23 protein-coding genes are annotated in these 25141 nt (G+C 39.9%); 14 read left to right on the forward strand and 9 right to left on the reverse strand.

Annotated features, from left to right (window positions below):
- Positions 1–74: 74 nt before the first annotated feature.
- From BROSI_RS12605 to BROSI_RS12635, 6 genes are all read right to left on the reverse strand, one after another.
- Complete coding sequence (locus tag BROSI_RS12605; RefSeq protein WP_052564172.1) at positions 75–1343, reverse strand: DnaB-like helicase N-terminal domain-containing protein; 1269 nt, start codon at positions 1341–1343, stop codon at positions 75–77.
- Positions 1340–2050 carry a hypothetical protein gene (locus BROSI_RS12610; RefSeq protein ID WP_052564173.1) on the reverse strand — a complete coding sequence of 237 codons (711 nt, stop codon included), beginning with the start codon at positions 2048–2050 and terminating at the stop codon, positions 1340–1342. Before BROSI_RS12610 ends, BROSI_RS12605 begins: the two co-directional genes overlap by 4 nt.
- The gene (locus tag BROSI_RS12615; RefSeq protein ID WP_052564174.1) at positions 2022–2210 is read right to left on the reverse strand and encodes a hypothetical protein; all 189 of its coding nucleotides are present in this window, start codon (positions 2208–2210) and stop codon (positions 2022–2024) included. Before BROSI_RS12615 ends, BROSI_RS12610 begins: the two co-directional genes overlap by 29 nt.
- Before the next feature lie 2 nt (positions 2211–2212).
- Positions 2213–2419 carry a helix-turn-helix domain-containing protein gene (locus BROSI_RS12620; protein ID WP_052564175.1) on the reverse strand — a complete coding sequence of 69 codons (207 nt, stop codon included), beginning with the start codon at positions 2417–2419 and terminating at the stop codon, positions 2213–2215.
- A 703-nt stretch (positions 2420–3122) separates the two neighbouring features.
- Entirely contained in the window at positions 3123–3389 is a 267-nt protein-coding gene (locus BROSI_RS12630) for a hypothetical protein (protein WP_052564177.1), read from the reverse strand.
- 27 nt (positions 3390–3416) lie between these two features.
- The gene (locus BROSI_RS12635; RefSeq protein ID WP_230400685.1) at positions 3417–3887 is read right to left on the reverse strand and encodes a hypothetical protein; all 471 of its coding nucleotides are present in this window, start codon (positions 3885–3887) and stop codon (positions 3417–3419) included.
- 436 nt (positions 3888–4323) lie between these two features.
- Here BROSI_RS12635 and BROSI_RS12645 point away from each other — a divergent pair, with 436 nt between their 5' ends.
- Together BROSI_RS12645 and cysC are read left to right on the forward strand one after the other, a co-directional pair.
- Positions 4324–5712, forward strand: coding sequence for an alkaline phosphatase family protein (locus BROSI_RS12645; protein ID WP_052564180.1), 1389 nt, complete (start codon positions 4324–4326; stop codon positions 5710–5712).
- 174 nt (positions 5713–5886) lie between these two features.
- Positions 5887–6495, forward strand: a complete 609-nt coding sequence (gene cysC / locus BROSI_RS12650; protein WP_052564181.1) for an adenylyl-sulfate kinase — start codon at positions 5887–5889, stop codon at positions 6493–6495.
- Between the two features lie 31 nt (positions 6496–6526).
- On the opposite strand, the gene BROSI_RS12655 is transcribed toward cysC, so the two are convergent.
- Together BROSI_RS12655 and BROSI_RS12660 are read right to left on the reverse strand one after the other, a co-directional pair.
- Positions 6527–7432, reverse strand: coding sequence for an HAD family hydrolase (locus BROSI_RS12655; protein ID WP_052564182.1), 906 nt, complete (start codon positions 7430–7432; stop codon positions 6527–6529).
- Between the two features lie 145 nt (positions 7433–7577).
- Entirely contained in the window at positions 7578–7916 is a 339-nt protein-coding gene (locus tag BROSI_RS12660; protein ID WP_052564183.1) for an HAD hydrolase family protein, read from the reverse strand.
- Between the two features lie 232 nt (positions 7917–8148).
- Here BROSI_RS12660 and fbp point away from each other — a divergent pair, with 232 nt between their 5' ends.
- From fbp to BROSI_RS12680, 3 genes are all read left to right on the forward strand, one after another.
- The gene (gene fbp, locus BROSI_RS12670; protein ID WP_052564185.1) at positions 8149–9162 is read left to right on the forward strand and encodes a class 1 fructose-bisphosphatase; all 1014 of its coding nucleotides are present in this window, start codon (positions 8149–8151) and stop codon (positions 9160–9162) included.
- 69 nt (positions 9163–9231) lie between these two features.
- Positions 9232–10584, forward strand: coding sequence for a class II fructose-bisphosphate aldolase (locus BROSI_RS12675; RefSeq protein WP_200891741.1), 1353 nt, complete (start codon positions 9232–9234; stop codon positions 10582–10584).
- 192 nt (positions 10585–10776) lie between these two features.
- Complete coding sequence (locus BROSI_RS12680; protein WP_052564186.1) at positions 10777–12714, forward strand: S8 family serine peptidase; 1938 nt, start codon at positions 10777–10779, stop codon at positions 12712–12714.
- 168 nt (positions 12715–12882) lie between these two features.
- Here the strand turns inward: BROSI_RS12680 and ahbD are convergent, their stop codons facing one another.
- Positions 12883–14100 (reverse strand): heme b synthase, encoded by a 1218-nt coding sequence (gene ahbD / locus BROSI_RS12685; protein ID WP_200891742.1) that lies wholly within the window; start codon positions 14098–14100, stop codon positions 12883–12885.
- A 266-nt stretch (positions 14101–14366) separates the two neighbouring features.
- Here ahbD and cimA point away from each other — a divergent pair, with 266 nt between their 5' ends.
- From cimA to BROSI_RS12735, 9 genes are all read left to right on the forward strand, one after another.
- A complete protein-coding gene (cimA, locus tag BROSI_RS12695) occupies positions 14367–15929 on the forward strand; it encodes a citramalate synthase (RefSeq protein ID WP_052564188.1) in 1563 nt (520 codons plus the stop codon).
- Between the two features lie 100 nt (positions 15930–16029).
- Positions 16030–16350, forward strand: coding sequence for a hypothetical protein (locus BROSI_RS12700; protein ID WP_052564189.1), 321 nt, complete (start codon positions 16030–16032; stop codon positions 16348–16350).
- Positions 16351–16449: 99 nt separating this feature from the next.
- Positions 16450–17430 carry a glycosyltransferase family 9 protein gene (locus tag BROSI_RS12705; RefSeq protein WP_052564190.1) on the forward strand — a complete coding sequence of 327 codons (981 nt, stop codon included), beginning with the start codon at positions 16450–16452 and terminating at the stop codon, positions 17428–17430.
- A 139-nt stretch (positions 17431–17569) separates the two neighbouring features.
- Complete coding sequence (locus BROSI_RS12710) at positions 17570–18652, forward strand: homospermidine biosynthesis protein (protein WP_082059381.1); 1083 nt, start codon at positions 17570–17572, stop codon at positions 18650–18652.
- Positions 18653–19433: 781 nt separating this feature from the next.
- Positions 19434–20783: a chromosomal replication initiator protein DnaA gene (dnaA, locus tag BROSI_RS12715; RefSeq protein ID WP_052564191.1), complete on the forward strand. Its 1350-nt coding sequence runs from the start codon at positions 19434–19436 to the stop codon at positions 20781–20783.
- An 84-nt stretch (positions 20784–20867) separates the two neighbouring features.
- Positions 20868–21938, forward strand: a complete 1071-nt coding sequence (locus tag BROSI_RS12720) for a M24 family metallopeptidase (RefSeq protein ID WP_052564192.1) — start codon at positions 20868–20870, stop codon at positions 21936–21938.
- A 217-nt stretch (positions 21939–22155) separates the two neighbouring features.
- Positions 22156–22623 carry an acetyl-CoA carboxylase biotin carboxyl carrier protein gene (accB, locus tag BROSI_RS12725; protein WP_052564193.1) on the forward strand — a complete coding sequence of 156 codons (468 nt, stop codon included), beginning with the start codon at positions 22156–22158 and terminating at the stop codon, positions 22621–22623.
- 55 nt (positions 22624–22678) lie between these two features.
- Positions 22679–24031 carry an acetyl-CoA carboxylase biotin carboxylase subunit gene (gene accC, locus BROSI_RS12730; protein WP_052564194.1) on the forward strand — a complete coding sequence of 451 codons (1353 nt, stop codon included), beginning with the start codon at positions 22679–22681 and terminating at the stop codon, positions 24029–24031.
- 358 nt (positions 24032–24389) lie between these two features.
- Positions 24390–25100: a multiheme c-type cytochrome gene (locus BROSI_RS12735; protein ID WP_052564195.1), complete on the forward strand. Its 711-nt coding sequence runs from the start codon at positions 24390–24392 to the stop codon at positions 25098–25100.
- Positions 25101–25141: the final 41 nt, after the last annotated feature.

Consider the following 25141-nt stretch of genomic DNA (forward strand, 5'->3'; position numbering starts at 1 on the left):
AAAAAAAGACTGATAAAAGTTAAAACCCGTAAAAAAAAGATAAGAAGTTTTAAGAATATCGCTACAGTTTTTCATTACCCGAACCGATTCGAAAAAACATTATATTTTAAAATGGCCATACCCGGTTTTCCGACTTCTCTGAACCGAATTTTTTGAATATGAACCTCGGTTTTATTCTCAACGTCAAGAATATCCCGCCAAATGCTCAAGCCACAATCAGCCTTGTTTCGAAAGTGTGCGCTGCCTGATATGTCGTAGAGTGTAGGCACTCCATACGTCCCATCGACACGCTTCTGTAACTTCGTAGGATGTGCCACAAGCCATACATGGATATTATTTCCCTGTGCTAATCGCTTAAGCTTAGAAAGGGCTAGGCTAACGTATTCGGTCTCGGTTTGTCCGTCCAGCCTCGAATGGTTAACCTCATTCCACGGATCAAAGACGAAGCCTTTAACTCCAAACCTCGAAATACATGCCTTTGCCTTGCCGATAAGATCATCGACAGTCAGTCCGGTGTCTGACTGTTCCAAAAAAACGAAATGGTTGTGAACCCATTCCAGGCTATATAAAACCTCGCCCTGACTAAGCTTGTTGAAGGATTTATCCCGATCTACATACATGGAAATTATTTCGCCGATATATCTTGATAAAGGCTGATTTTCTGGTGAAAATACTGCGAATTTCCATTGATGGCGTTTGGCAAAATTGACCATGAAGTTAGTAACCCAGGTCGATTTCCCGTGCGAAGGGATACCGGTAACTATGGTCAATTGCCCCGGTTTCACTGTGTAATATTTATCAACTTCAGGCCAACCCGTGCTAAGTCCTGGTTGCAATCCGCCATTTTCATGGAGTTTCATAACTTCGGCCTCAAGGCTCATCGGCTGGACAATCCCATCAGAGTCCGCCTTGTGATTTTCAAAGGATGATATGAATTCGGACACGTCCGTATATTTTCCAGCATATGCGCCCTCAATAATCCTGGTGGCCAGTTCAATCTTTTTACGATCATTGAAAAGTCTTAATACTTCGTTTGCGTAAAATTCAAAGCTCAATACATGTGGAACCGTATCCTCTAATGCGACAAGATAATCCTCGCCTACCAAATCCAAAAGGTCGCTTTCCTTTAGGGCATACCGCAAATTTGTTAGGTCAATCGGCAACTTTTTGATATGCAATTCGATCATGCAATCATAAAGCACTTGGTTTTTTCTGGCATAAAAGACGTCCTTTTTGCTGAAAATCTGTTGCGCCTTCTCAAGAAGGCTATTATCAAGAATCATACAGCCCAGGACACAGGTTTCAGCCTCAATGCTGTGTGGTAAAGGACGATCTAGGTTCATAACACCACCCCCGTATGTCTTTGCGGAATATATTTGCCGTTACCACTAGACATTTTTAAAAATAATTGATCGTATTTCTCCCGAAGCTTCTGAGTGCTCAAAATATTATTTTGCCAAAAGGAATCCTGCTGACACCAGGCAACGACCTTTTCAATTTCCTCAGGTGGTCGTTTATCAAGCCTGATCATCTTGTCAATATGGGTAGCCCATTTTTGCAAATCAGGTTCTTTGAAATTTGAATTCCTTTGTCTGATCAAATTCAAAAGAAGTTCACTTAGTCGCAACTCGTCAGAGTTGGGACAATATATTTTCTTGTCATTCTTATTTATTATTGTTTGTGTACCTTCTGCTGTACCTTCTGCTGTATCACTTTGATGTTTTTCGTAGTTTAAAATTGTTATAAGTGTCGTCAAGCAACCACATTCTGACTTTTCAATCTGCTGTTCCGTTTTTAGGTATTTTAAAAAATTCCTCACACGATTTCTTGACCACTGCCAACGCTTAGCCATTGTTAGCTCGCTCCAAGCAATTTGCCCCCGCTTTACCTCAACCGATATCCCACGAATAAATATCTTGCCGTCAGCATGATTTGCGTTTAAAAAAAGGTCAATCCACGCCTGGGCCCTTGTAAATGGCTCGGAAAACCATAGCGGGTTATCATCAATTTTTCTATGTAACCTAACCCATCCTTTGTTTTTTGAGGGCATCGTATTTTTCTTTCAATAACTGTGAGCGGTTATGCTTTTGCAGAAGATCCAGTATTCCGGCGATATCGTTTACAGTCAGATCGAAATTACCTACGCCGTACATACAAAAGTTTGCAGCTAGCAAGGCCTGTGCTTTTTCAAAATTTTTTTCGGTCGCCATAGTTATTCCTTCTTGAAGGATTTCCACGATTTGTAATCTTCGTTGATACAATACGCATTGGCATGATTGCCAAGTCGTATTTTGATTATGTTCATACGCTCTAATTTCCTGATAGCTCGAATAACGCTCGATCTTTTCAGCCCCGTTTCGGCGCAAAATTCAGATATTGGAATCTCGGCATATCTGGTTCCAGTTTGTAAATTTGCCATACACCCCTCTCAATAAAATTAAGCTTTGTGTTGATTGTCAATGATTTCGCCTTCTGATACCTTTGGACAATCGACTTTCAAATAAGATGCAAGAGCCTCCCTAGCGATTACGCTAATAGGTTTTTCGAGTTTCCGACTCTCCTTTCTAAGTGCGCCGTAAATGCTACTGTCGATCAAAAAATTTAAATGTCTGTACGTTTTCATAAATTCTACCTCCTGTAAAAAGTGAGTTATGGAAATAAAAAAAGGGCAGTCTGCAAGAATGAAAAAGATGCAAGGGGAGTTACTCCCCACGCAAAATTTTCATTCTCACAGATCGCCCCTTTCAAAAGAAATCTGTGTTAATCGAATTTTTATTTTAAAAAATTTCGTTATCGTATTTTGAAGATATTTTCCTCCCAAAAAAGAAAGCGTCCATTTATTATACTGTGATCCGCCAACACAGATATTACAATAATTAACAGATTATCATGTTGTTTTAAAATGTCAATCCGTTGTTGTAAACAAAACTTGAAATGCCTTGAAACCCCTGTATTTACTGGCTTAGCGGATATGTGGTGTTTTTGTAAATTTCGTTTGTGTGGAATTTTGTTGTGGAAATACTTGGGAGATATCCAAATAAAAAAAGGCTGGAATACCACTTGTTATGCGATAATCCAGCCCTTAAATGCCTTGATATCTGATTTACTTTTATGGCAGGCCGTTATAATTCGTCTGAGATAGGCAATTCTGATGCGTAATGCCGTCTCTGCTCTTTTATTGTTCGTACAATGGTTTTGTAGCCCTCGCCTGGTAAAAACCCTTCTGCGTCCTTAATGAACATTTTTCCGGTTACACGCTCATCAGTTAATAAGTATTCTCCAGCCGTTAAATCTTCCCCGGATATCTTCTCCGTTACTTTATTCAGTACACGGGAAAGCTCTTTTTCTGGTTCGTCACCTTTGCATTCAATTGCGATGATTATGCGCATAACACCCCCTGTTACATAAAATTTGTGTTATTTCTGACCTTGCTTGATAGTCATTAACATCTGGATGATAGTGTCTATCCTCTGGTTAATAGCCCCTATCTCGGTTCTCAATTGGCTAATTTCACTCTTAACCTCACTTCTTAATTGACCAATTTCGTTTTTAACCTCGTTTCTCAATTGTCCAATATCTGTGTCCATTTTTTGTACCAGATACCGAAAATCATCTTCCTGTCGTTTCTTGATTTCTTTTATCTCCGAAACAATCTCTGTAGTTCGCTCATCTACCACTTGGTAGACAAGTTCGAGCGTTACCTTTTTTAGGGTATGTTTTATAATTCCCTTCATGCATGCCCTCTTTTCTCTCAAAAAGAAAAAGGCAACAGCCATGAGGTCAGGTCTCACAGCCGTTGCCTTCGTTTTGCTCCTGAAGTCTACCCCAGGAGCAAAATTATTCAAGCGTCCTGACCACGCTCCAAATTGTAAAATTACCCTTTTCAAGAGACATCTTAACGGTTCTGGTTTGCCATGTCAAACCTAAATAGCTCACTTTTCCCGTGTTTGATTTTACAGCATGTAAATTGTAGTCAAAACGTAGTCAAATTGTAGTCAAACCCATCGGAATGGACAGGAATCCACAGGAATAGGCAGGAAATAAATTTATGTTGCAAGTTATCTCAAAACAAGGTATTATAGTCACAAAGGACACGCTTCTGGCCACTTGTAAAAAATGGCAAAAAATACAAAAATATGATTCGTAATGATGAGGTTGTCGGTTCGACTCCGATCGCGGGCTTTTTCAGTATTTTCAATAGAAATAAAGGTAATTCCCTCCTGACAGTTATCTGACATACCGGAAAGCAAAATATAAGGAAGTTTGACAAAATATTTTTTCTCATGCAAAAGCACCAGGAAAAGATTTAAAATTTGAATTTTTATGGTAATTAATAAGAAAAAAGTTTTTGTACTGGGGTTGGACTCTGTCCCGCCTGAACTCTTGTTTGACCGATGGTTGGATCAATTGCCAAATATAAAACAATTGATTTCTCAGAGCAGATACGGTGAGATGAAGAGCACTATTCCGGCTATTACCTGTCCGGCATGGATGTCCATGATGACAAGCGCCAATCCAGGCAGGTTGGGAATATATGGGTTCAGAAATCGATCGAGTTATGATTATGAGGGTCTCTCCTTTGCTAATTCAAAGGCCTTCAATGTAGATACTGTATGGGATGTCCTATCGAAGATGGGGAAGAAGGTTGTGGTAATCGGAGTGCCTATGACATATCCACCTCAGCCCGTCAATGGATGTATGGTTACCTGCTTTATGACGCCTGATACGAAGGGTGAATACACATATCCTCCTGAGTTAAAAGCTGAGGTAGAGGCCGTTTCCAATGGCTATATTTTGGATGTGGATGAGTTCAGAAGCGATAACAAAGAATCCACCTTAAAAGAGATCTATGCTATGACGAACAAGCGGTTCAGGTTAACCAGACATTTTATCCGCTCTAAAGAATGGGATTTCTTTATGATGGTGGAGATGGGGCCGGACAGGATACACCATGCCTTCTGGAAATATTTTGATCAGGACCACCCTAAACATGTGCCAGGCTCAAAATATCAGGACGCCATTCTGAATTACTATAAGTATCTCGATGAGGAAATTGGTGAGACCTTTAAACTTTTCAACGATGATACCATGGTTCTTATTGTTTCAGACCATGGGGCGAAGAAGATGGTCGGAGGTATTTGTATTAATGAATGGCTTATTCAGAACGGTTACCTGAAATTGGTACACTATCCTGCAGAGGTTGCCCCATTTAATAAACTCACAGTCGACTGGGAAAACACGATGGCCTGGGGTGAGGGTGGCTATTATGGGCGGTTATTTATGAATGTGAAAGGGAGGGAACCCAAGGGTGTCGTTGCGCCTCAGCATTACGAGCACGTAAGAAATGAGCTGATAAAAAAACTGGAAGATTTGAGGGATGAAAACGGTAATATCATCAATACAAAGGTTTTTAAACCTGAAGATATTTATTCGGAGTGTAACGGTATACCACCGGATCTAATCGTGTATTACGGAGACCTCTTCTGGCGTTCCATCGGTAGCGTTGGAAATGGTACCATATGGGCGGATGAAAATGACACAGGTCCTGACGACGCAAATCATTCTCAATATGGTATTTTTATTATGCAAAATGGGAGAGATAGGGAAGGGGTGCGACTTCGTGGGGTAACTTTGTATGATATCGCCCCGACCATATTGAACTATATGGGTGTTAAGGTACCTGAAAATATGGAAGGGGAGGTTATTCAGTAATAACAGGTATGGCGTTGTCTGGAATCAATGAAAAAGCACTTGAAACAACAGGTTACCATCATGAATAAAGAGAAACAGTTTAAGCGGTTTAAACTGTTTCTTTGCAATTATCTTTAATATCCCACGTAAAATAAGTAGGGATTGTATATTAAAGATTTAAGGAGAGTATAAAGGATGAATAAAGGTTTTACGGTTTGGCTTACGGGATTATCAGGATCAGGGAAGTCAGCTATTTCCCATTTCTTGGGAAAAAGACTGAAGGAATTGGGCAGAAACGCTGAAATTCTTGATGGTGATGTAGTGAGAGCAAACCTCTGTCAGGGGCTGGACTTTCGTAAACAGGATCAGGATATCTATGTTCAAAGGGTTGCGTTTGTATGTAAGTTACTGACAAGAAATGGTGTGTCTGTTATTTCCTCTGTCATATCTCCATACCGGGAGGGCAGGGAAAATGCACGTAAAGAAATTGATAATTTTGTTGAGGTTTATACAAAGTGTCCCACTGAGGTCTGTGCCCAACGAGATGTGGAGGGGATGCATAAGAAGGTGCTCAAGGGAGAAATTCAGGATTTTCCAGGAGCTTCAGACCCATATGAGGAACCGCTCAATCCCGATCTTATTGTTGAAACCGATAAGGAAACCGTAGAAGAATCCACGAACAAAATCGTAAATAAATTGATAGAATTAGGCTATCTGAACCAAAAAGGGTCGGTTTCACACGTTTATTCACCGGAAGAAGAAGAGAAGATTAAAGAAAGACTGTCCAGGTTGGGGTATATTTAAAAGACGGAATAGTTCACCACAAGATACTTATTTATTTTGTGCTTTTTTTATTTGCATAAGCCGTTTCTACCACATTTTTTGTTTTTGTTGCTAATTTGGAAATAAGTTTATCCAATTTGGGAACCAGGACAGGACTTGCCGCCTTTGCAAGGAAGGCAAGAAAGGCATTGTCAAACTTCAGGTGGACGGCAGTTTTTACGTTTTCATAAGGCCCTCTAGGGTAGTTTTGTGTTGTGTAATCAATCTCCAGCGCAACAGAGCCTGAGAAATTGAAGAAAATGGCAGCATTGCCATGTCCCATATAGATTACTTTTTGTGGTTTTTGTTCTGCTAACTCAAACTCTCCGGTGATGTGTTTGGCAGGCATGTGTATGCCATACCGTCCATTTCCTTTTACTTCAAGCAACAACTCTTTTTTTCTAAAATCCTTTCCATGCCTTGTGAGTTCTTCTACATGCTCCATGAAGTATTCCAGGGTTTCTCTGTCGGTACGAATTACGAGGGGTTTTTGAATCCTTGTAATGGTGCTGTTATCAATGATGTAGTGCACATTGTGTCCTGATATTGGTTCTGCTGATGCAGGCTTAATAAGCGATATGCAAATAAGCACAATGGAAATCATATTTTTGAAAATCTTTAGTATGGCCCTATTCCAGCCTTCGGGTCCGATTCCATCTGTATAAATAAGGTTCGGGAGTTGTATTCTCTTATCATAATTTTCTGATGCCTTCTTGACGAGGATGGGGATATCAACCGTTGCCAACATGGGCAAATCGATGAGACTGTCGTCCAGTCCGATTGTTTTTATAGAATCAATGAAGTTGTTCTTGTAGATATTTATGAGCATTCTTACGGCCTTTCCTTTATCGATGGTTGTACTGAAGACGTGATGGAAGCGTTCTCCCTCCATAAAATTTAAGCGAGAGGAGTATATCATCTGTTTGACTTCATGGATTGTTTCCTTGCTGCCTTCTATGATTATTGGTTCTGAATAAAAGCATTTTTTGGCAAGCCTGGCTGAAGCGTATCAATTCCCGTTATGGTTGATATTTCTTCCGGAGTCAAATCGGAGAATCCTTTTGTCACGAAACCTGTAGATTTTTTAATCCCGGCCAGCGGTCGATGATCCTATGGTAAGTGGTTCCCAGCTCGATTATGGTATAACGGTCTTCTGTATCCCAGACAGATGTAAAATAACCTTTCGGAATGATTATTGCCCCCCCGTTCTCAGAAATAAAAGGATCTTCGTTGCCCATTCTTTCCCGGTATACCTCGATCCCTGCCTGAGTTTTGCTCATACAAATGACGATAGGGATGTTCTTCTTTTTCACGAGAGATGTGGCCTCTCTTGCCTCTTCAAAGGAATACGTAGAATGGTCCAGTAAAGTTCCATCCAGGTCAGTGAAGATGATGTATACCATAATTCAAATAGGGTTGGTTGGAAAAGTTACAGTCTTGGAAAGGGGTGCAACTATAAAAATATTAAGACAGAGAAGGCAGAGAAAATCAATGATAAAACATTTGGAACAGTTTGGTTGTTTGAATGAAGAGTATGCGCAACTGAGCAAATGGATAATCGTTGACTTTGGGAATTAAGATTGTAAAATAAAAAATCTTATCTCTTTATCATAGAATATTGGAGGACTTGACGATATGCAAAAAAGCAAGGCTGTTACGATACAACGGCATATTGTTGAACAAGAGAGATTGTTCCCGAAGGCCACGGGAGATTTTACCGGGCTTCTCTGGGATTTAACACTTGCCGCAAAGACCATCTCGCGCGAAGTAAATAAGGCAGGTCTTGCGGAAATTTTGGGTCTTACTGGTGAAGTAAATATCCACGGTGATGCTGTAAAAAAGTTAGATGTTTATGCTAATGAAAGAATTTGTAAATCCATGGAACATGGCGGTCACCTTTGTGTTATGGCATCTGAAGAAAATGAAGATGTCATTCCCATACCTGACGAATTTCCTAAGGGTAAATATGTACTCATGTTCGATCCATTAGACGGTTCATCGAATATAGATGCCAATGTGAGTGTGGGAACCATATTTTCTATTTATCGAAGAAAGACAACCGGAAGAGATGCTACTATTGAGGATTGTCTGAGGAAAGGGATGGAACAGGTTGCTGCAGGATACATTGTCTATGGTTCCAGTACTATGATGGTCTATACAACAGGTCAGGGTGTACATGGTTTTACCTTAGATCCCAGTGTTGGAGAGTTTTTACTCTCCCATGAAAATATAGAGATTCCTTCAAAAGGGAAGATATATAGTATTAATGAGGGAAATGCACATACGTGGGATGAAGGTACGCGGAGATATATTGCTTATCTCAAGGAAAACGATCCATCAACAAGCAGACCCTACTCCCTGAGATATATTGGTTCATTGGTGGCTGATTTTCATAGAAACCTACTCTACGGGGGTATATTTTTGTATCCTGCCGATTATAAGGATCCAAAAAAACCAAAGCCAAAACTAAGATTACTTTATGAGGCAAATCCCCTTGCTTTTATTGTTGAGCAGGCAGGAGGTATGGCATCCACAGGAAAGGAACGTATTCTGGATATCCAGGCCACCGAACTCCATCAGAAGGTACCGCTCATCATCGGGAGTAAAGAAGACGTGTTGCTTTATGAGAAGTTTTTTAATCAAAAGTAAAATAAAGGAGTTAACTACTCATGCTGTATCATACGAAAGAAGATTTGTTAAACGATCTGAAGGGTGTTATTGATATTCAAAAAAAATGGTGCTATAAAAATAATCGATAAAGATGCATTGAGAAATAAAAAAATTGATAATATTATTTATAATGCAGTTTTCAATAAAGAAAGCACAATCAAAGAGGCATCCAGGTGGTTGATCCGCAATGCCGGAAATAAGCTGGGCATTGTTTCCTCATCCATTCAATCACTTTATGAAGCCATGGGGAAAAAAGAATACAAAGGGTTCACGGTTCCTGCCATTAATATACGGGGCTTAACGTATGATGTGTCACGTTCCATTTTCAGGGCTGCTAAGAAGAACCACGTAGGCGCCTTTATCTTCGAAATTGCTCGGTCAGAGATAGGTTATACAGACCAGAGACCCGCAGAGTACATGGCGGCAATTCTTGCGGCTGCCATCAAGGAAGGATATGAAGGGCCTTTGTTTATCCAGGGAGATCATTTTCAGATTAATGCAAAGAAATACGAAAAAGATAAAAACGCAGAGATCAACACAGTAAAAGGACTCATGAAAGAAGCTATCGAGGCTGGTTTTTATAACATTGATATAGATACATCAACCCTTGTGGATTTAAACAAACCCAATCTAACTGAACAGCAGCGGCTTAATTTTGAATTTGCAGCTGAATTTACCGCTTACATCAGGTCATTAGAACCAAAGGGAATAACGGTATCTGTCGGTGGTGAAATAGGCGAAGTGGGTAAAAAGAATAGTACCGTTGAGGAGTTAAGGGCATTTATGGATGGGTATAATACTACCCTGGATATGAAAGGCAAGGGGTTGAAAGGAATCAGCAAGCTTAGTGTACAGACTGGCACCAGCCACGGAGGAGTGCCATTGCCTGACGGAACAATCGCAAAAGTAAAGCTGGATTTTGAAACACTAAAGAATTTGTCAAGGGTTGCCAGGGATGAATATGGCCTTAGCGGGGCGGTACAACATGGCGCATCTACACTCCCGCCAGATGCGTTTGACAAATTTCCAGAAACAGGGACGGCTGAGGTGCATCTTGCCACAGAATTCCAGAATATGATTTACGATAGTAGCGTTTTCCCGCAGGATTTCAAAAAAGAAATCTATGATTTCCTTAAGAACCATCCTGATATAAAGAAAGAGTGGAAAGAAGGAGACACCGAGGAGCAATTTTTCTATAAAGTCAGAAAGAATGGTTTTGGCCCCTTTAAAGAAAGGTTTTGGAGCCTTCCTTCAGAAGTAAGAAAGAAGATTGGCGAAGAACTCGAAGTGAAGTTTGAATTTCTTTTTAAAAAATTGAATGTCATTCACTCGAAAGAGATAATAAATAAAACGATCAAACCAGTTGAAGTAGTTCTTCCTAATCCTCCAAACCTTGCATGATTTCTACTGGGGAATGTAACCGTATAGGAATTTCAAACTTTTTCGTTAAGCAATGAATAAACACACCCCTCTCAAGAGGGAAATTTTAGAAGTCCCCTCCTGGGAGGGGTGGGTAAAAATGCCTTTAACACACCCCCGGACCCTCTTTCTAGAGGGGGGTTTAAAAGTCACTGCCACAGACAGCCTAATTTAATGAAAAAAATAAATATGGGGAAATGGTATTTAGTGTCGGGAATTGTTTTGTTCTTGACAATATCGTCTGTATCTCATCACACAGCCTTTTCTGGTGTAGGTGACCCCATTATTCTGCCAGAGCATTTACCTAAAATAAAAAATGAATCTGAAAAGATCAACAGGAAAGAAAAAAAGATGAGCGGCCTGTTGCGTTTACAAATGCACTTGAGAAACAGCTATGGAGAACAGCCGACATCTGAGAGATTGAGCGCCATGCAAAAGATGGGCATGAGGATTTCAACAGCAGAGACTGACAAACAATCGGTTTACATTCATGTAAGAAGAAAATTAAGTGCTGCGAAGATTGCATCTTTAAAGAAAATAGGGGTGATTGTATATGAGAATTCATGGATACCACCCCTGGAAAATCATCCCACGGGTTATGTCATGGCGAGCGTACCCGTGAGTCGAATGTACGATTTGGCCTCAAAAACTTACGTTGTCAGACTTGAGACAGCAGAGCAACTGTTTTTACCCAAGAACGATAAGGCGGCGAGGAGTATCAATGCAGATGATGTCTGGAATGGCTATGGATACGATGGCAGTGATGTTAGAATCGCCGTACTGGATTCTGGTTTAGACACATCGCATAAGGACATTCCTACTCCCGTAGCAAGCAAGGATTACTCAAACTATCCTGATCTGGACGATACCATTGAAAATTTGGTAACGGAACATGGCACTCATGTAACAGGGAGTGTCGTTGGTCGTGGTACTCGGTCAAATGGGAAATACAAAGGTATGGCGTTTGGTGCTGACCTGGTCTTTTTAAAGATTGGGGAAGACACAACCGGGGGTGCTACAGAAAATGCCATTATGGCGGCCATAAAAGAGGCGGTAGATATATATAATGCTGATATTGTTACCATGAGTTACGGTGGCTTTGATGTTTATAATGATGGTTCCGAAGAAACATGTCAGGCAGTCGATTATGCTTTTAGTAAGGGTACATTGGTTTTTATGGCGGGGGGGAATGAGGCGGATGCTAAAACGCATTATTCAGGAACGGTTGCCGCCCGCAAAAAGACGAAGTTTATTCAGATCAAGGTGCGCAGGGGGATGGCAATACTCTATTTTTACCTCGATTGGTTTGATGGTAAGGGGGTAAATAATGATCTGGATTTAATTTTATATGATGCGAAAAAGAGGAAAATACCTTCAAAGAAAATTACGAAGTATCAGGAAGGAGAAAGTCCAAGGGGTACTGAGGCTAAGCTGGTTTTCTACAATTTTTACGTCTCCGGACCTGCACAGTATTATGCGAAGGTGAAGAATAATTCAGGCAATGAGCAGGTTTTTCATATTTATTCTTTTGACTATAATACGACCTTTAAAAAGGCAGACCCGAACTACACCGTTATAACACCTGCAACAGCAGACAACGCCATAGCCGTTGCATCGTATGTGACCCGGCCAAGCTGGACTAATTACAAAGGGCAAACGTACGGTTATAGTAAAGATACAACTCCTGGTGAAATTTCCTCATTTAGTAGTCGTGGGCCTAGAATTGATGGGATTATAAAACCTGATATTGCAACACCGGGACAGGGAATCATTTCTGCAAGGGATAAGATTATTACCTGGCCGGGCGAATATGATGCCCTTGTAATTGACAACGATGGGCTGAATAACGGTAACGGGCATGCGGATTATCTGTTACTTCAGGGAACAAGCATGGCTGCTCCCATTGCGGCAGGAGCAGCGGCATTATTGATGCAGGCTCAACCTTTCTTAAAGGGGGATCCGGATAGTATCCGAAATGCCTTATTTCAAACTGCAAGCAATGAAGGATACCAGTTTAATACCGATGGTTATGGTAAAATGAATGTATTATCGGCATTGAACTACCTGGCGAGTATATCTCATCCCCCAGTGCCTGTTACTGAGAACAAATAACAAACATGATTGATTTTCCCACTCGGTGTTGCTACCACATTATGGCAGGTTTGAACAATGAATATGAAGGAGGAAAAAGTGGGGATTTGGGGATACGCTTACTTCATAATCTTTCAACCACCCATCCTCTCCTGTTTTTTCTGTATTTTAATAAGTAAAATTGGTTTGCTATTCTTTGCCAACGCGACTGAGTTTTGGTTGATAGATACAATAAGGTTCTTCAGCCAGATAGTTACCCGTGTCGTAAAAAGCCCGTGCCCTGCAGCCCTCACAGACCTTTTTGTACTCACACGCACCGCACTTCCCTTCCAATAAATCGGGGTCGCGCAACTTCTGAAAGACGGGAGAATCATTCCAGATGTCTGCAAATTTTTGTTTTTTCACATGACCTGCCTCGACCGGTAAATAACCGCAAGGGAAGACTTCTCCCTTGTGGGAAACAAAGCACACACCTGTTCCGGCCAGACAGCCCTTCGTCATGGCTGCCATACCGTGGGTTTTCGGTGAAATGGTAACCCCTTCTTCCTTCGCGCGTTCCCTCATAATACGGAAATAGTGGGGAGCGCAGGTAGCCTTTGTTTGAATCTTGGCCTCTTTGGAAAGGTCGTAGAAATGATTGAGTACCTCTTCATATTTTTTGGGATGAAGCATCTGGTCGTCGGCAATCTGAACACCGCATCCCACGGGTACCAACATAAAGATATGGAGCGCTTCGGCGCCCAGTTTTACAGCCATGTTATAAAGGTCATCGATCTGATGAACGTTGTGTTTTGCAATAGTGCAGTTGATTTGCATACTCATACCCAGATCTCTGAGCCTTTTAAAACCAGCAATAGACCGTTCAAATGATCCTGGTATCTTTCTGAATTCATCATGGGTTTTGGCATCAGCGCCGTCAAAACTGATTGAAACCCTGGCAATACCTGCATCAGCGATTTTTTTTGCTGTCTTGTCATCAACTAATGTTCCGTTCGTTGCCAGTGCAACGCTTAATCCTTTACTTACGGCGTACTTCGCAATCTCAAAAATATCGGGTCTGAAGAGTGGTTCCCCTCCGCTGAGGACAAGGATCGGTCTGCCTGCCTCGGTAATTGCGTCAACGAATGCAAATGCCTCCTGGGTGGTCATGTCGTCCTTGGCAAGAGTCATACTTACATCGAGTCTGCGACAATGGATACACTCCAGATTACATCCAACGGTCGTTTCCCAGAAAACCAGACGCAATTGGTTTTTCATGTTCTTCATGTATTCGGCAGCAGATTTTCCGGATGTGTCTTCTTTGATACGTGTATACGTTTCTCTTATCGTTTCAGGATGGCCACTGTGTCCCTGGGGCATAGGGTGACCCACCGGGTGTTGACCATGCGGATGATGTGGATGCGGCATGTTGTCCTCCGATTGTAATAAATTGAAAATGACTTTAGTGAATATTTCTGATAGAAATGTAAACAGAAAAAAGTTTCGATTAATTATAAAGAAAAATTCATTCTTTGGTCAACGAATAAATCAAGAAAAAGAGAGAAAAGATAAACTTCTAAATTCTTTTGCATATTATATGGTTTGTGCTTCTTTTAAACTTGACAATGTATTACACCATTGATACCATTTGAAAAATCTTTTTCTGAGAATATTTTAGATTTTAGCTTTGAAATATGGACAAAATATTCATCTACGATACTACATTGCGGGACGGTAGCCAGGGAGAGGGGATATCTTTTTCACTGCAAGACAAACTGGCCATTACTTTAAAGCTGGATGACCTCGGGGTAGACTATATAGAAGGTGGCTATCCGATGGCGAATCCTAAGGATGAATCTTACTTTAAGGAAGTAAAATCCCTGAAACTCCGGCACGCCCAAATTGCCTCTTTTGGAAGTACACGGAGGGCGAATACACGTGTTGAAGATGATAAAAACATAAGAGCGCTACTCATGGCGGATACGCCTGTGGTGACCATTGTTGGGAAAAGTTGGGATTTTCAGGTAAAAAACGTATTAAAGGTCTCACTTGACGAAAATCTGAAAATGGTTTCGGATACTATTGCATATCTTAAATCAAAAGGCAAAGTAGTCTTTTTTGATGCCGAGCATTTTTTTGACGGATATAAGAAAAATCGGGAATATTCTTTAAAGGTATTACACGAGTCTCAGTTATCAGGTGCCGATGCCATTGTATTATGCGATACAAATGGGGGCAGTTTACCTGCGGAAATAGCTGAGATTGTCGGAGATGTCAGGGAAAATATTCAGGGCATGCTCAGTATCCATGTCCACAACGATGGTGACCTTGCTGTAGCGAATACTCTCGCTGCCGTGGGGCGAGGAGTAAGGCAAGTGCAGGGCACGATTAACGGGATAGGTGAGCGTTGCGGGAATGCAGACCTGTGTTCTATTATTCCCAATCTTGTCTTGAAGATGGGGTATCATTGTTTGGAAGATGGAGGACTGAGAAAACTGACTGAGGTGTCAAGGTATGTTTACGAGACTGCTAACTTACTCTTGCGCTCTAATCAGCCCTTTGTAGGGGTCAGTGCCTTTGCCCATAAGGGTGGATTACACGTAAATGCCATTCAGAAAGATAAAGGTACGTATGAACATATACCGCCAGAATCGGTAGGGAATGAAAGAAAGATACTGATCTCTGAACTTTCCGGCAGTTCTACGATCCTTGTCAAGGTAGAAAAATTTAATCTGGCACATGATGGTAAACTTATGAGAACTATTCTTGAAGAGGTACAGAATCTGGAGAATGAAGGGTATCAGTTCGAATCTGCAGAGGCATCCTTTGAATTACTCGTGAGAAAGAAGATCGGTCGGTACAAGACATTCTTCGATTTGGAAGGGTTTCGCGTGATTGTTGAGAAAAGGGAAAACGGATTGCCCCTAACAGAGGCTACGGTAAAGGTCAAGGTAAATAATATTCAGGAACTTTCTGCAAGTGAGGGGGCAGGCCCCGTAAATGCCCTTGACGCTGCATTGCGAAAGGCGCTGGAGCGATTCTACCCCTCATTGAAAAACATGAAACTTGTGGATTATAAAGTACGGGTAATTAATCCACGTTCAGGAACTGCGGCCAAGGTTCGGGTGATTATTGAGTCCCAGGACAAGGAAGATATCTGGAATACTGTTGGGGTATCGGAAAACCTCATTGAGGCAAGCTGGCATGCCCTTGTCGATAGTATTGAGTATAAATTGTTAAAGGAGCAGGAATTCTGATGTTATAGAGAAAGTTCTTGACCTGAGAAACAATTTTATTAAATGTTTTGTTCTAAATGTTAGAAATAAATATCTTGCGATAATTTAAGGAGATGGTAAGATGGGTAAGGTAAAATGCCCGGGTAGTATACGAAATGCGACGCCCACACCAATAGAACGTAAATGTCATAATTGTGGTGTCCTTGTAGAGATGTGGAGCGATGAAGAAAAGGCAGAATGCCATAAATGTGGCACGACGATTTTCAAGGATAAAGTGCCTACCTGTGTCGAGTGGTGCAAGTCAGCGGAAGAGTGCATGGGAGACATACTTGATGTTAAAAAGATTCAGGCAGAGGCAAAAAAGCGGGCTGCAGCCGATGGGAATCCAAAATTCTTTGAAAATGTTACCGAGCTAATTAAAAAGAAGAGAGAAGGGCAGTAATATCACACTTTCGTTTCATACAGAATAAGCCTCCAAACACAGAATCCCAATTCAACTATTCGACAATCGCTTCGTAGTTTTAAAACATTAAAGCACATCTTGATTATTCGCCCCGGAGCTATTGGTGACATAATTGTTACCCTGCCTGCCCTTGGTACCATTCGCGATCATTTCCCAGATGCTAAAATTGAAGTTATGGGCTATCCACCACTTCTGGAGATTATCAAAGGACGGTTCTATGCCGATACCATTAGTCGGTTTGACCAATCGGATATTGCCTATTTATTCATGAAAGATACGAAAATTCCTGAGTCCTTAATGAAAAGATTCGGCGGTATGGATTTGATTATTTCGTTTATTTCTGACAAGGACCGGATTTTATCTGGTAATCTTGAAGCTACTGGGGCACGCTGCGTTATTCATTATGACCCTTTTCCGTCTGGTGATGAATGTGTTCACATTGTTGATCACTTATTAAAATCTCTGGATACATTGGGTATATCTTACGCTAACAAGATTCCAAAGGTGTTTTTGCACGAAGAGGATATACATTTTAGTGATGATTTTATAAGGGATAGAATTATTGTTTCCAAAAAGATCCTGGTTGCTATTCATCCCGGAAGTGGCGGCAGGCAGAAGTGTTGGTCTGTAGAAAGATTTGCTGCATTAATGAACTGGTTAAATAGGGAGATCGAGTCTCATATCTTTGTTGTTTCAGGTCCTGCGGATGGAGAGATCATTAAAAAATTAACGGCGAAAGTTAAGGACAATTTTACCCTGGTTGATCATCTTTCTTTACCAAAACTGGCTGCTGTAATAAGACGGTGCAATCTTTTTTTAGGAAACGATTCGGGCATTACACATTTGGCTGCTGCCATGGGCGTCCACACGCTAGCAATCTTTGGTCCTACTGATCCAAACGTTTGGGGGCCTCAGGGGGAGCAGGTAAAAATCCTTTATAAAAAGGCACATTGCAGTCCGTGTTTGGCAGACATACGAAAAAATTGTTCTACACAAATTTGTTTAGAAAGTATAAAAATTGCCGATGTTATGCATGAAATAAGATCAAGGTTATTATAAAGACAACTTCGTATTTCCGGTAACATTATTCTTTTTCAATTGACTAGGTTATAAGAGTTTTATATACTTCCCCCTCTTTTTGCCAGATTTAAAAATATCGAATTTACGCGTAATTATTTTAAGGAAAGAACAAATGTCTATGTCTAAGAAATCTAAACAGTGTCAGTTACAGCATAAGTATTTATGTAAACCACAAATATCCCCTCAGGTTTTAAAAAAGGATATGAAGATCAAGGATCTTGTTAATGAATACAGCCGTTCCGGGGCATTTAATGCGGGGAGATTGGCAGAAGCATGCAAGTTGTATTGTCACATGATTGATGAGAACGCCACTATTGGTCTTACCCTCTCTGGTGCTATGACACCAACGGGTATGGGCGGGATACTTATCACCCTTATTGAAAACGGATTTGTAGATTTTATTATTTCTACGGGGGCTAATCTCTATCATGACTTACATTTCGCACTGAATCTCCCGATACATCAGGGGGATTTCAGGGTTGATGATACAGAACTTTATGAGGCGGGGATCGAACGTATCTACGATATCTTTATAACAGACGATTTGCTGCTTAAGACCGATAAATTTATTCAAGATGTGGCAAAAAAAATTTCCGCTACCAAGCCTCTTTCCACTGCCGACTTTCATTATATTTTAGGCAAGGCGGTTCTTGAGGATACACCGTCACCTCACCTGAGTTTTGTGGCCCGGGCAGCAAGACACGGTGTACCCGTTTTTGTCTCTTCCCCCGGTGATTCATCAATCGGAATGAACTTGTCTTATCTCAAAATTCAGGATAAAGGGATTACTATTGATACCGACCTGGATGTCCTTCAAACGACGGCTATTGTTTTCAACAGCGAAAAAAACGGTGTAGTTAGTATTGGCGGTGGTTCTCCAAAAAATTTCTATATGCAGACACAGCCTACTCTGGCACAGATACTGGATATCAATAAAGGTGGGCATGATTACTTCATTCAGATTACTACGGATGCACCTCAGTGGGGTGGGCTCTCTGGGGCAACACCAACGGAAGCCATATCGTGGGGTAAGATACGCAGGGAAGAGGTAAAAAATCACGTGGTTGTTTATAGCGATGCTACGATTGCCATGCCGATCCTTGCAGGATATGTGGTATCAGAAAGAAAGCCACGGAAAAAAAGATATCTGTACCGAGATCTCCCTGCACAGATATTAGAGTTAAAGAAACAGGTGAAGTAAATTATTGTTGCCTTTAAATAACATTGTGACCGACTAAACCAGGTAAGAGGCATACAATCAGTTTTACGATTGTCGGGTGATAGTTATTGATGTATATTGCTTGGTTCTATTTAATTGTTAGAACTGGTTACAAAACGTCCGTGGATTTTCCTATCTACCGACCTTAAAATGCTCAGCTCAGAAAGTTCATTTCTCTAAATATCTTCCGCTGAAAACAAAAAAGCGGAGGTGACTCCATATATTGAATAAGCGATGGTGCAAGCACGTTATTAACATAAATGAATACTAAATAAAATTAGGTGAGCATTGCTGTAAGTTGAATATAATAAAGTGTTAGATGTTAATTTATTTTTGGTTATTAACTGCTGATCCACATGTTATCCACAATTTATTTTTTCTGGCATAACAAAATTTATGAAGAGGATGTTTTAATTAAGTAGTATAAATTAATGTGATTTTGTAGCTGGGGAAAATTATCTGCTTCTAAGTTTCAATTTAATATGAAATTACAGATATAATATTTTTCATAATAAAAATTAATGGCTCTAAATATTTTTTACAGAAATTTATTTATTATTCTGCTGCAAGGTTTTAAATTTTTTTAATTATATTATCCATTGAAGTGTTACGAACAACAGGGATGTGTGCCAAAAATGTTTTATTAATGCGAATATCTTTTTGTTTTGACACATATAAATCCTTCTGCTAATATCGCCCTCCTTCAAATAGAAATCTTAATCCATTTCCAAAACAACCTTCTTTTTACTTATAGGGGATAGTAATGGAGTTATACACAAAGGTCTGGGATGACGTTCTTCAAAATATTCGGGAAAAGGTAGGCCCCTTACGATTTAACCTATGGTTTAAGAATACCCGACTGGAATCATTCGATGATAATAATGCAAATATCTTAGTGCCGAATGTTTTTACTCAGGTGTGGTTACAAGAAAATTTTTCAAACGTATTACGAGAAGGTATTGGGAAATTAGTTAATAAAGATTTGAATATAAAATTTTCTGTCTCAAAAAATGGTGAGGATGAAAATGTCCCAACCATGAGTATTCCTTTGTCCGAGAAAAAAACAAATGGGAACAAAAACTACGCACAATTAAATAGAAACCTGCGGTTAGAAGATTTTGTAGTTGGTACCAATAACCGGCTTGCTTATACAGCAGCCCTTGAAATGATTAAGGACAAATATCCCGCTTTCAATCCTCTTTTTATTCATGGTCCTGTTGGTGTTGGGAAAACTCATATCTTGCAGGGAGTTTGGAATCGTGTCAAAGAAGAACAAAACGTGAATGCCATATACATGCCGGCTGAGAAATGGACAAATGAATTTATCTATTCATTACAAAAAGGGAAGATGGAGGCATTCCGGCAAAAATTTAGGAATGCGGACATATTTCTCATCGATGATGTCCATTTTCTTTCCAATAAGCAAGGTGTGCAAGAGGAATTTTTGCATACTTTTAATGCATTATTCGAACTGTCGAAGCGGATTATATTGGCTAGTGATGCGCATCCAAAAATGATTGGACAGTTAAAAGAAAACCTTGCAAGTCGGTTTATGTCTGGTATGGTCACAAAAATAGATAAACCTGAATATGCGACGAGGCTTTTAATTTTGAGATCAAAGGCTGCAAAATTTGATGTACATTTTCCGGAAGAAGTTTTGGAGTTTGTTGCAGAAAAATTTGATGGTAATGTACGAGAAGTTGAAAGTGCGCTGACCACGCTCTCTGCTCATGCCAAATTCAATGAGAAAAAAATGGACCTCCACTTGGCAAGTGATGCTTTGGGAGAATTTTTCTGTGCTGAAGGAAAAATTATCAAAATTAATGAGATTGAAGCGACAGTCTTGAATTATTTTAACATATCGCGCAATGAACTTCACTCGAATAAAAAAATGAAATCTATTTCGTTTCCAAGACAAATATGCATGTATTTGATTAAAACGTTGCTAAATTGGTCATATCAGCAAATTGGGAATTACTTTACCAGTAAGAAACACACGACTGTTATGTTTGCCATAAAAAAAGTGAAAGAACAGATCGACAGTGATAAACAATTTAAGTTGTTTATAGAATCATTAATAGAAAAATTAAAAAGAAAGAAAATAGTTGTCTAATTTGGTGTTTGGATAGATAAGACGGCCTAAAATAAGGCAGCAAAGAGACTTTTTGTTGCAAATTTAGTTACAGCGTACACGAATATGCATTGTTTAAGCAAGCTGAAAGAAGAATTAAAAGGAGAAAAGGTAGATGGGTTTTTAGTCACCAATGAAGTCAATGTTCGTTATGTGACAAATTTTACCGGTTCTGAAAGTATTCTTTTAATTACACCAGATCATGATTATTTATTTACCGATTTTAGATATGTTGAGCAAGCCCGGCTGGATATTCCCTGGATTAAGATTGTAGAAAGAAAAGTTTCTTTAATAAAAACAATCTGTGGGAAATTAAAACGTCTTAATATCAAAAGTCTCTATGTTGAATCTTTGCATCTCACACTCGATCAGTATAATGAAATTATAAGTAATGTAAAAGGAATTCAGATTATTCCAACAAAAGGTATCATTGAAAAATATCGAAAATGCAAAACGCGGGAAGAATTAGAAAAGATACGAACGGCCATTGATATAGCTGAAAGGGCGTATTATAGTATCCTAGAGGAGATTAAAATAGGTGTGTCAGAAAAAAGAATAGCAGATCTTTTGGAATTTGAAATCAGAAATTGTGGTGGTGGAAAAGGTTCTTTCGAAACAATTTGTGCTACAGGCCCCCGTGCTTCACAGCCACATGCACGTACATCAGATCGAGAGATCCAAGAGAGGGATGCAATTTTAATAGACTGGGGTGTAAGCTTTCAGTTTTATAATTCCGACTTGACAAGGATTCGTTTCATGGATAAAATATCAGCCGAATTCAAGAAAATATATCAGATAGTGTTAGATGCACAACATTTTGCCATTGATAGTGTAAGGCCGGGTCAAATGGCAAAAGATATTGATGGTGCTGCAAGGAACTATATTAAGAAAAAGGGATTTGGAAAATGCTTTGGCCATGGCGTAGGGCACGGCATCGGACTTGAAGTTCATGAGGGTCCCACGATAAATAGCAGAAGTAAAGAGATATTAGAAGAGGATATGATATTTACAATTGAACCTGGAATTTATATCCCAGGATGGGGAGGGGTGCGTATAGAAGATATGGTATTGGTAACTTCCGACGGTTGTGATGTTTTAAGTCGGGTACCAAAAAAGTTAACAGAAATAGTAATATAAACTAAAAACCTCTAGAATACCTTTGCACAAATTACAAATTATTAAAAAACGTATCAGCATAATCCTTTTCTTTATTCCATCCCTTTTTCGTTTCATATTTCTCCACTCGGTTTTCTCCACTCGGTACATAACAAAGGTGTCCCGCTTACGCCGTAATAAATGATTTTGTTGGCTTTCCTGCTTAATGATTAAAATAAACTCCACAAAGGAATAAATGATGAGCATTATAGACAAGGTAAAGCAGTTAATTTCAATTATGAATGAAAATGATTTATCTGAGATTGAAATTCAAGAAGATGTCACCAAAATAAGGATTAAAAAAAGTGAGGTTGGATATACCCATACGATTTCACCGGTAACTGTTCCATCATTGCTTCATCCAAAACTCGAACAAGCGCACCCTTCACAGGCATTGCCAAAGGAAAGTGAAAATTTTGTAGAGATTATTTCACCTATGGTGGGCACATTCTATCGAGCTAGTGCACCAGGTGCAGACCCTTGTGTGAATGTAGGGGATTTTGTAAACGAAGAAACAGTTGTTTGTATTATTGAAGCAATGAAAATAATGAATGAAGTGAAAGCCGAGACTGTGGGTGAAATCATAGATGTGTATGTGAATGATGGGGAGGCAGTAGAATTTGGTCAGCCGTTATTTCGTGTTAAACCTTCTACAAAGGCGACATGAGAGAATGGTCTTTTTTGTATGAAAACCAATGAATGACTGAGGGATACCGAGTATTATGTTTTCCAGGATAATGATTGCAAATCGAGGTGAGATTGCTTTAAGAATTATTAGGGCATGTCGCGAGATGGGTATTGAAACGGTGGTAATCTGTTCGAAGTCGGATGAAAATGCCATGTACTTAAAGCAAGCCGACATTACCGTATGTGTCGGTCCGCCTGAAGCGGAGGGAAGTTATTTAAACATTCCGAGTATTATTAGTGCTGCTGAGATAACCGACATTGAGGCTATTCATCCAGGATATGGTTTTTTATCAGAGGTTGGGCATTTTGCCGAAGTGTGTGAATCTTCCAAGATAGTATTTATTGGCCCCCGATCAGAAACTTTGAAAAAACTTGGAAATAAGACCGAGGCAAGAAAAATTGCCATTGCTAATAAAGTACCCGTAGTTCCCGGTAGTGAGTCAGTTATAAAAAGTCAGCAACAAGCGCTGGATGTGGCACATAAGATCGGGTATCCTGTAATTATTAAAGCTTCTTCGGGTGGCGGTGGACGTGGGATGCGTGTTGCACATAATGATATAAGCCTTGTAAATTCACTGGCAGTTGCACAACGGGAAGCCGAAGCGGCTTTTAAGGACCCATCCATTTATATAGAAAAATACATAGAGGATACGCGCCATATAGAAGTGCAAATATTTGGAGATAATTATGGTAATATTGTTCATCTGGGTGAGCGGGATTGTACATTACAGCGCAGACATCAAAAACTTGTCGAAGAATCCCCTTCTCCTAATATTACTGAGCGCTTGCGTGAGGAAATATGCAAGGCTGCAATTAAGATTGCGAGAGCTGTACATTACACAAATGCGGGTACAGTTGAGTTTCTCGTCGACAAGCAGGGGAATTTCTATTTTATAGAAGTAAATACCCGCTTACAAGTTGAACATCCTGTTACCGAGATGGTTACCGGCATCGATTTAGTCAAGCAGCAAATAAGGATTGCTTATGGTGAACGGTTAAATATAAAACAGAAAAAGGTAAGACCCCGTGGTGTTTCGATAGAATGCCGTATCAATGCCGAAGACCCACAAAATGGGTTTAGACCTCAACCGGGAAAGATTAGAATATATAATCCTCCTGGTGGGCGGGGAGTTCGGGTTGATTCTCATGTGCACGCTGGCTACGAGATTCCTCCTTACTATGATTCTTTGATTTCAAAATTAATTGTTCATCAAAAGACGAGAGAAGAAGCCATTGCTTGTATGAAACGGGCGTTGAGTGAATATGTAATTGAAGGTGTTAAAACAACCATTCCATTAGATTTGGAGCTCATTTCACATCCTCAATTTGCGAGCGGAGCTATAAATACTCTTTTTGTGGAAAATCTCTTGTCAAAAGGCCAGCATTAGTTTCACGGTAAATGAATTTTTTCTTGACACTATTAAAAAAGCATGCTAATTTATTCTTCCTTTTGTGTGTGCTACATTATATTTTCAGAGACAGGGCGATTAGACTAATCTTAACTCATGCGGTTTGGCCAAGGAAATAATTTCTGAAAATACCAATTGTTTTAACTTCAACTGTCATGCGGTTTCTATACTACGAATAATCAATAATTTAGAAAAGAATGCCGATAACTCGAATGCTATGCGTGATGTATAAAATTCGAGGTTTGAATGTTATTATGACATAAGAGAGCGAAAATGTTGTAGCTTGCATAGTGGTGTTTGTTATTTATTTTCTTTGGTACAGGAAAGGAGATTGGAAATGTTGGGCAGTAGGAAAGCCGTATATTTTTTGGGGGGTATTGTAGTTTCTGTTTTTTCATTAACTTTTTCACTACCTGCTATGTTAACTGGCGCAGAATATGTTAGCAATAGTGGATGTAAATGCCATATGGGAAAAGGTTGTTATGAGGGTGAAGAATATAAAGAAAGATTGCACTCCAATACTTGGGAAAAGAGGTTGAAGGGAACACCCGATGCTGAAAATCCAGATTGCTTGAAATGCCATGCAACCGCATATGGTGAGAAGATTGCGGAGGCTGGCAAAAAGTATTTGCCCAATGTGCAATGCGAGGCCTGTCATGGTGCTGGTTCTGAGTATAAAAAGGTAAAAGAGAATTACGAAGGTAAGGGAAAGGATGCTTTCAAAGAATTATTAAAAAAGGATCCTCTTATGGCCAGGAAAGTGCAATACGATGCTGGCCTGATTGTGGCTGGTATTAACGGTCCTGCCACTGTTAAAGAACAATGCTTGAAATGCCACTGGGAAACAAAAGACGATAAGAATAAGTGCCCCAAAACGGATAAGGTTATGGACTATAAAGATTACTTTAAGAAAGATGATCATCGTGACAATGATGAAATCGATGATGTAATAAAAAAGATGTCCCCTGAGGATAAGAAAAAATGGGCGGCATTATTGCCAAAGGATGAGATTCTTAATACACCATTAAAACCAAAGAAAAAGGAATAACTCTTTAAGCTTAAGAGTTATGGCTGGGGAGGATTCCGTAG

This window comes from Candidatus Brocadia sinica JPN1 (assembly GCF_000949635.1).
Taxonomy (GTDB): domain Bacteria; phylum Planctomycetota; class Brocadiia; order Brocadiales; family Brocadiaceae; genus Brocadia; species Brocadia sinica.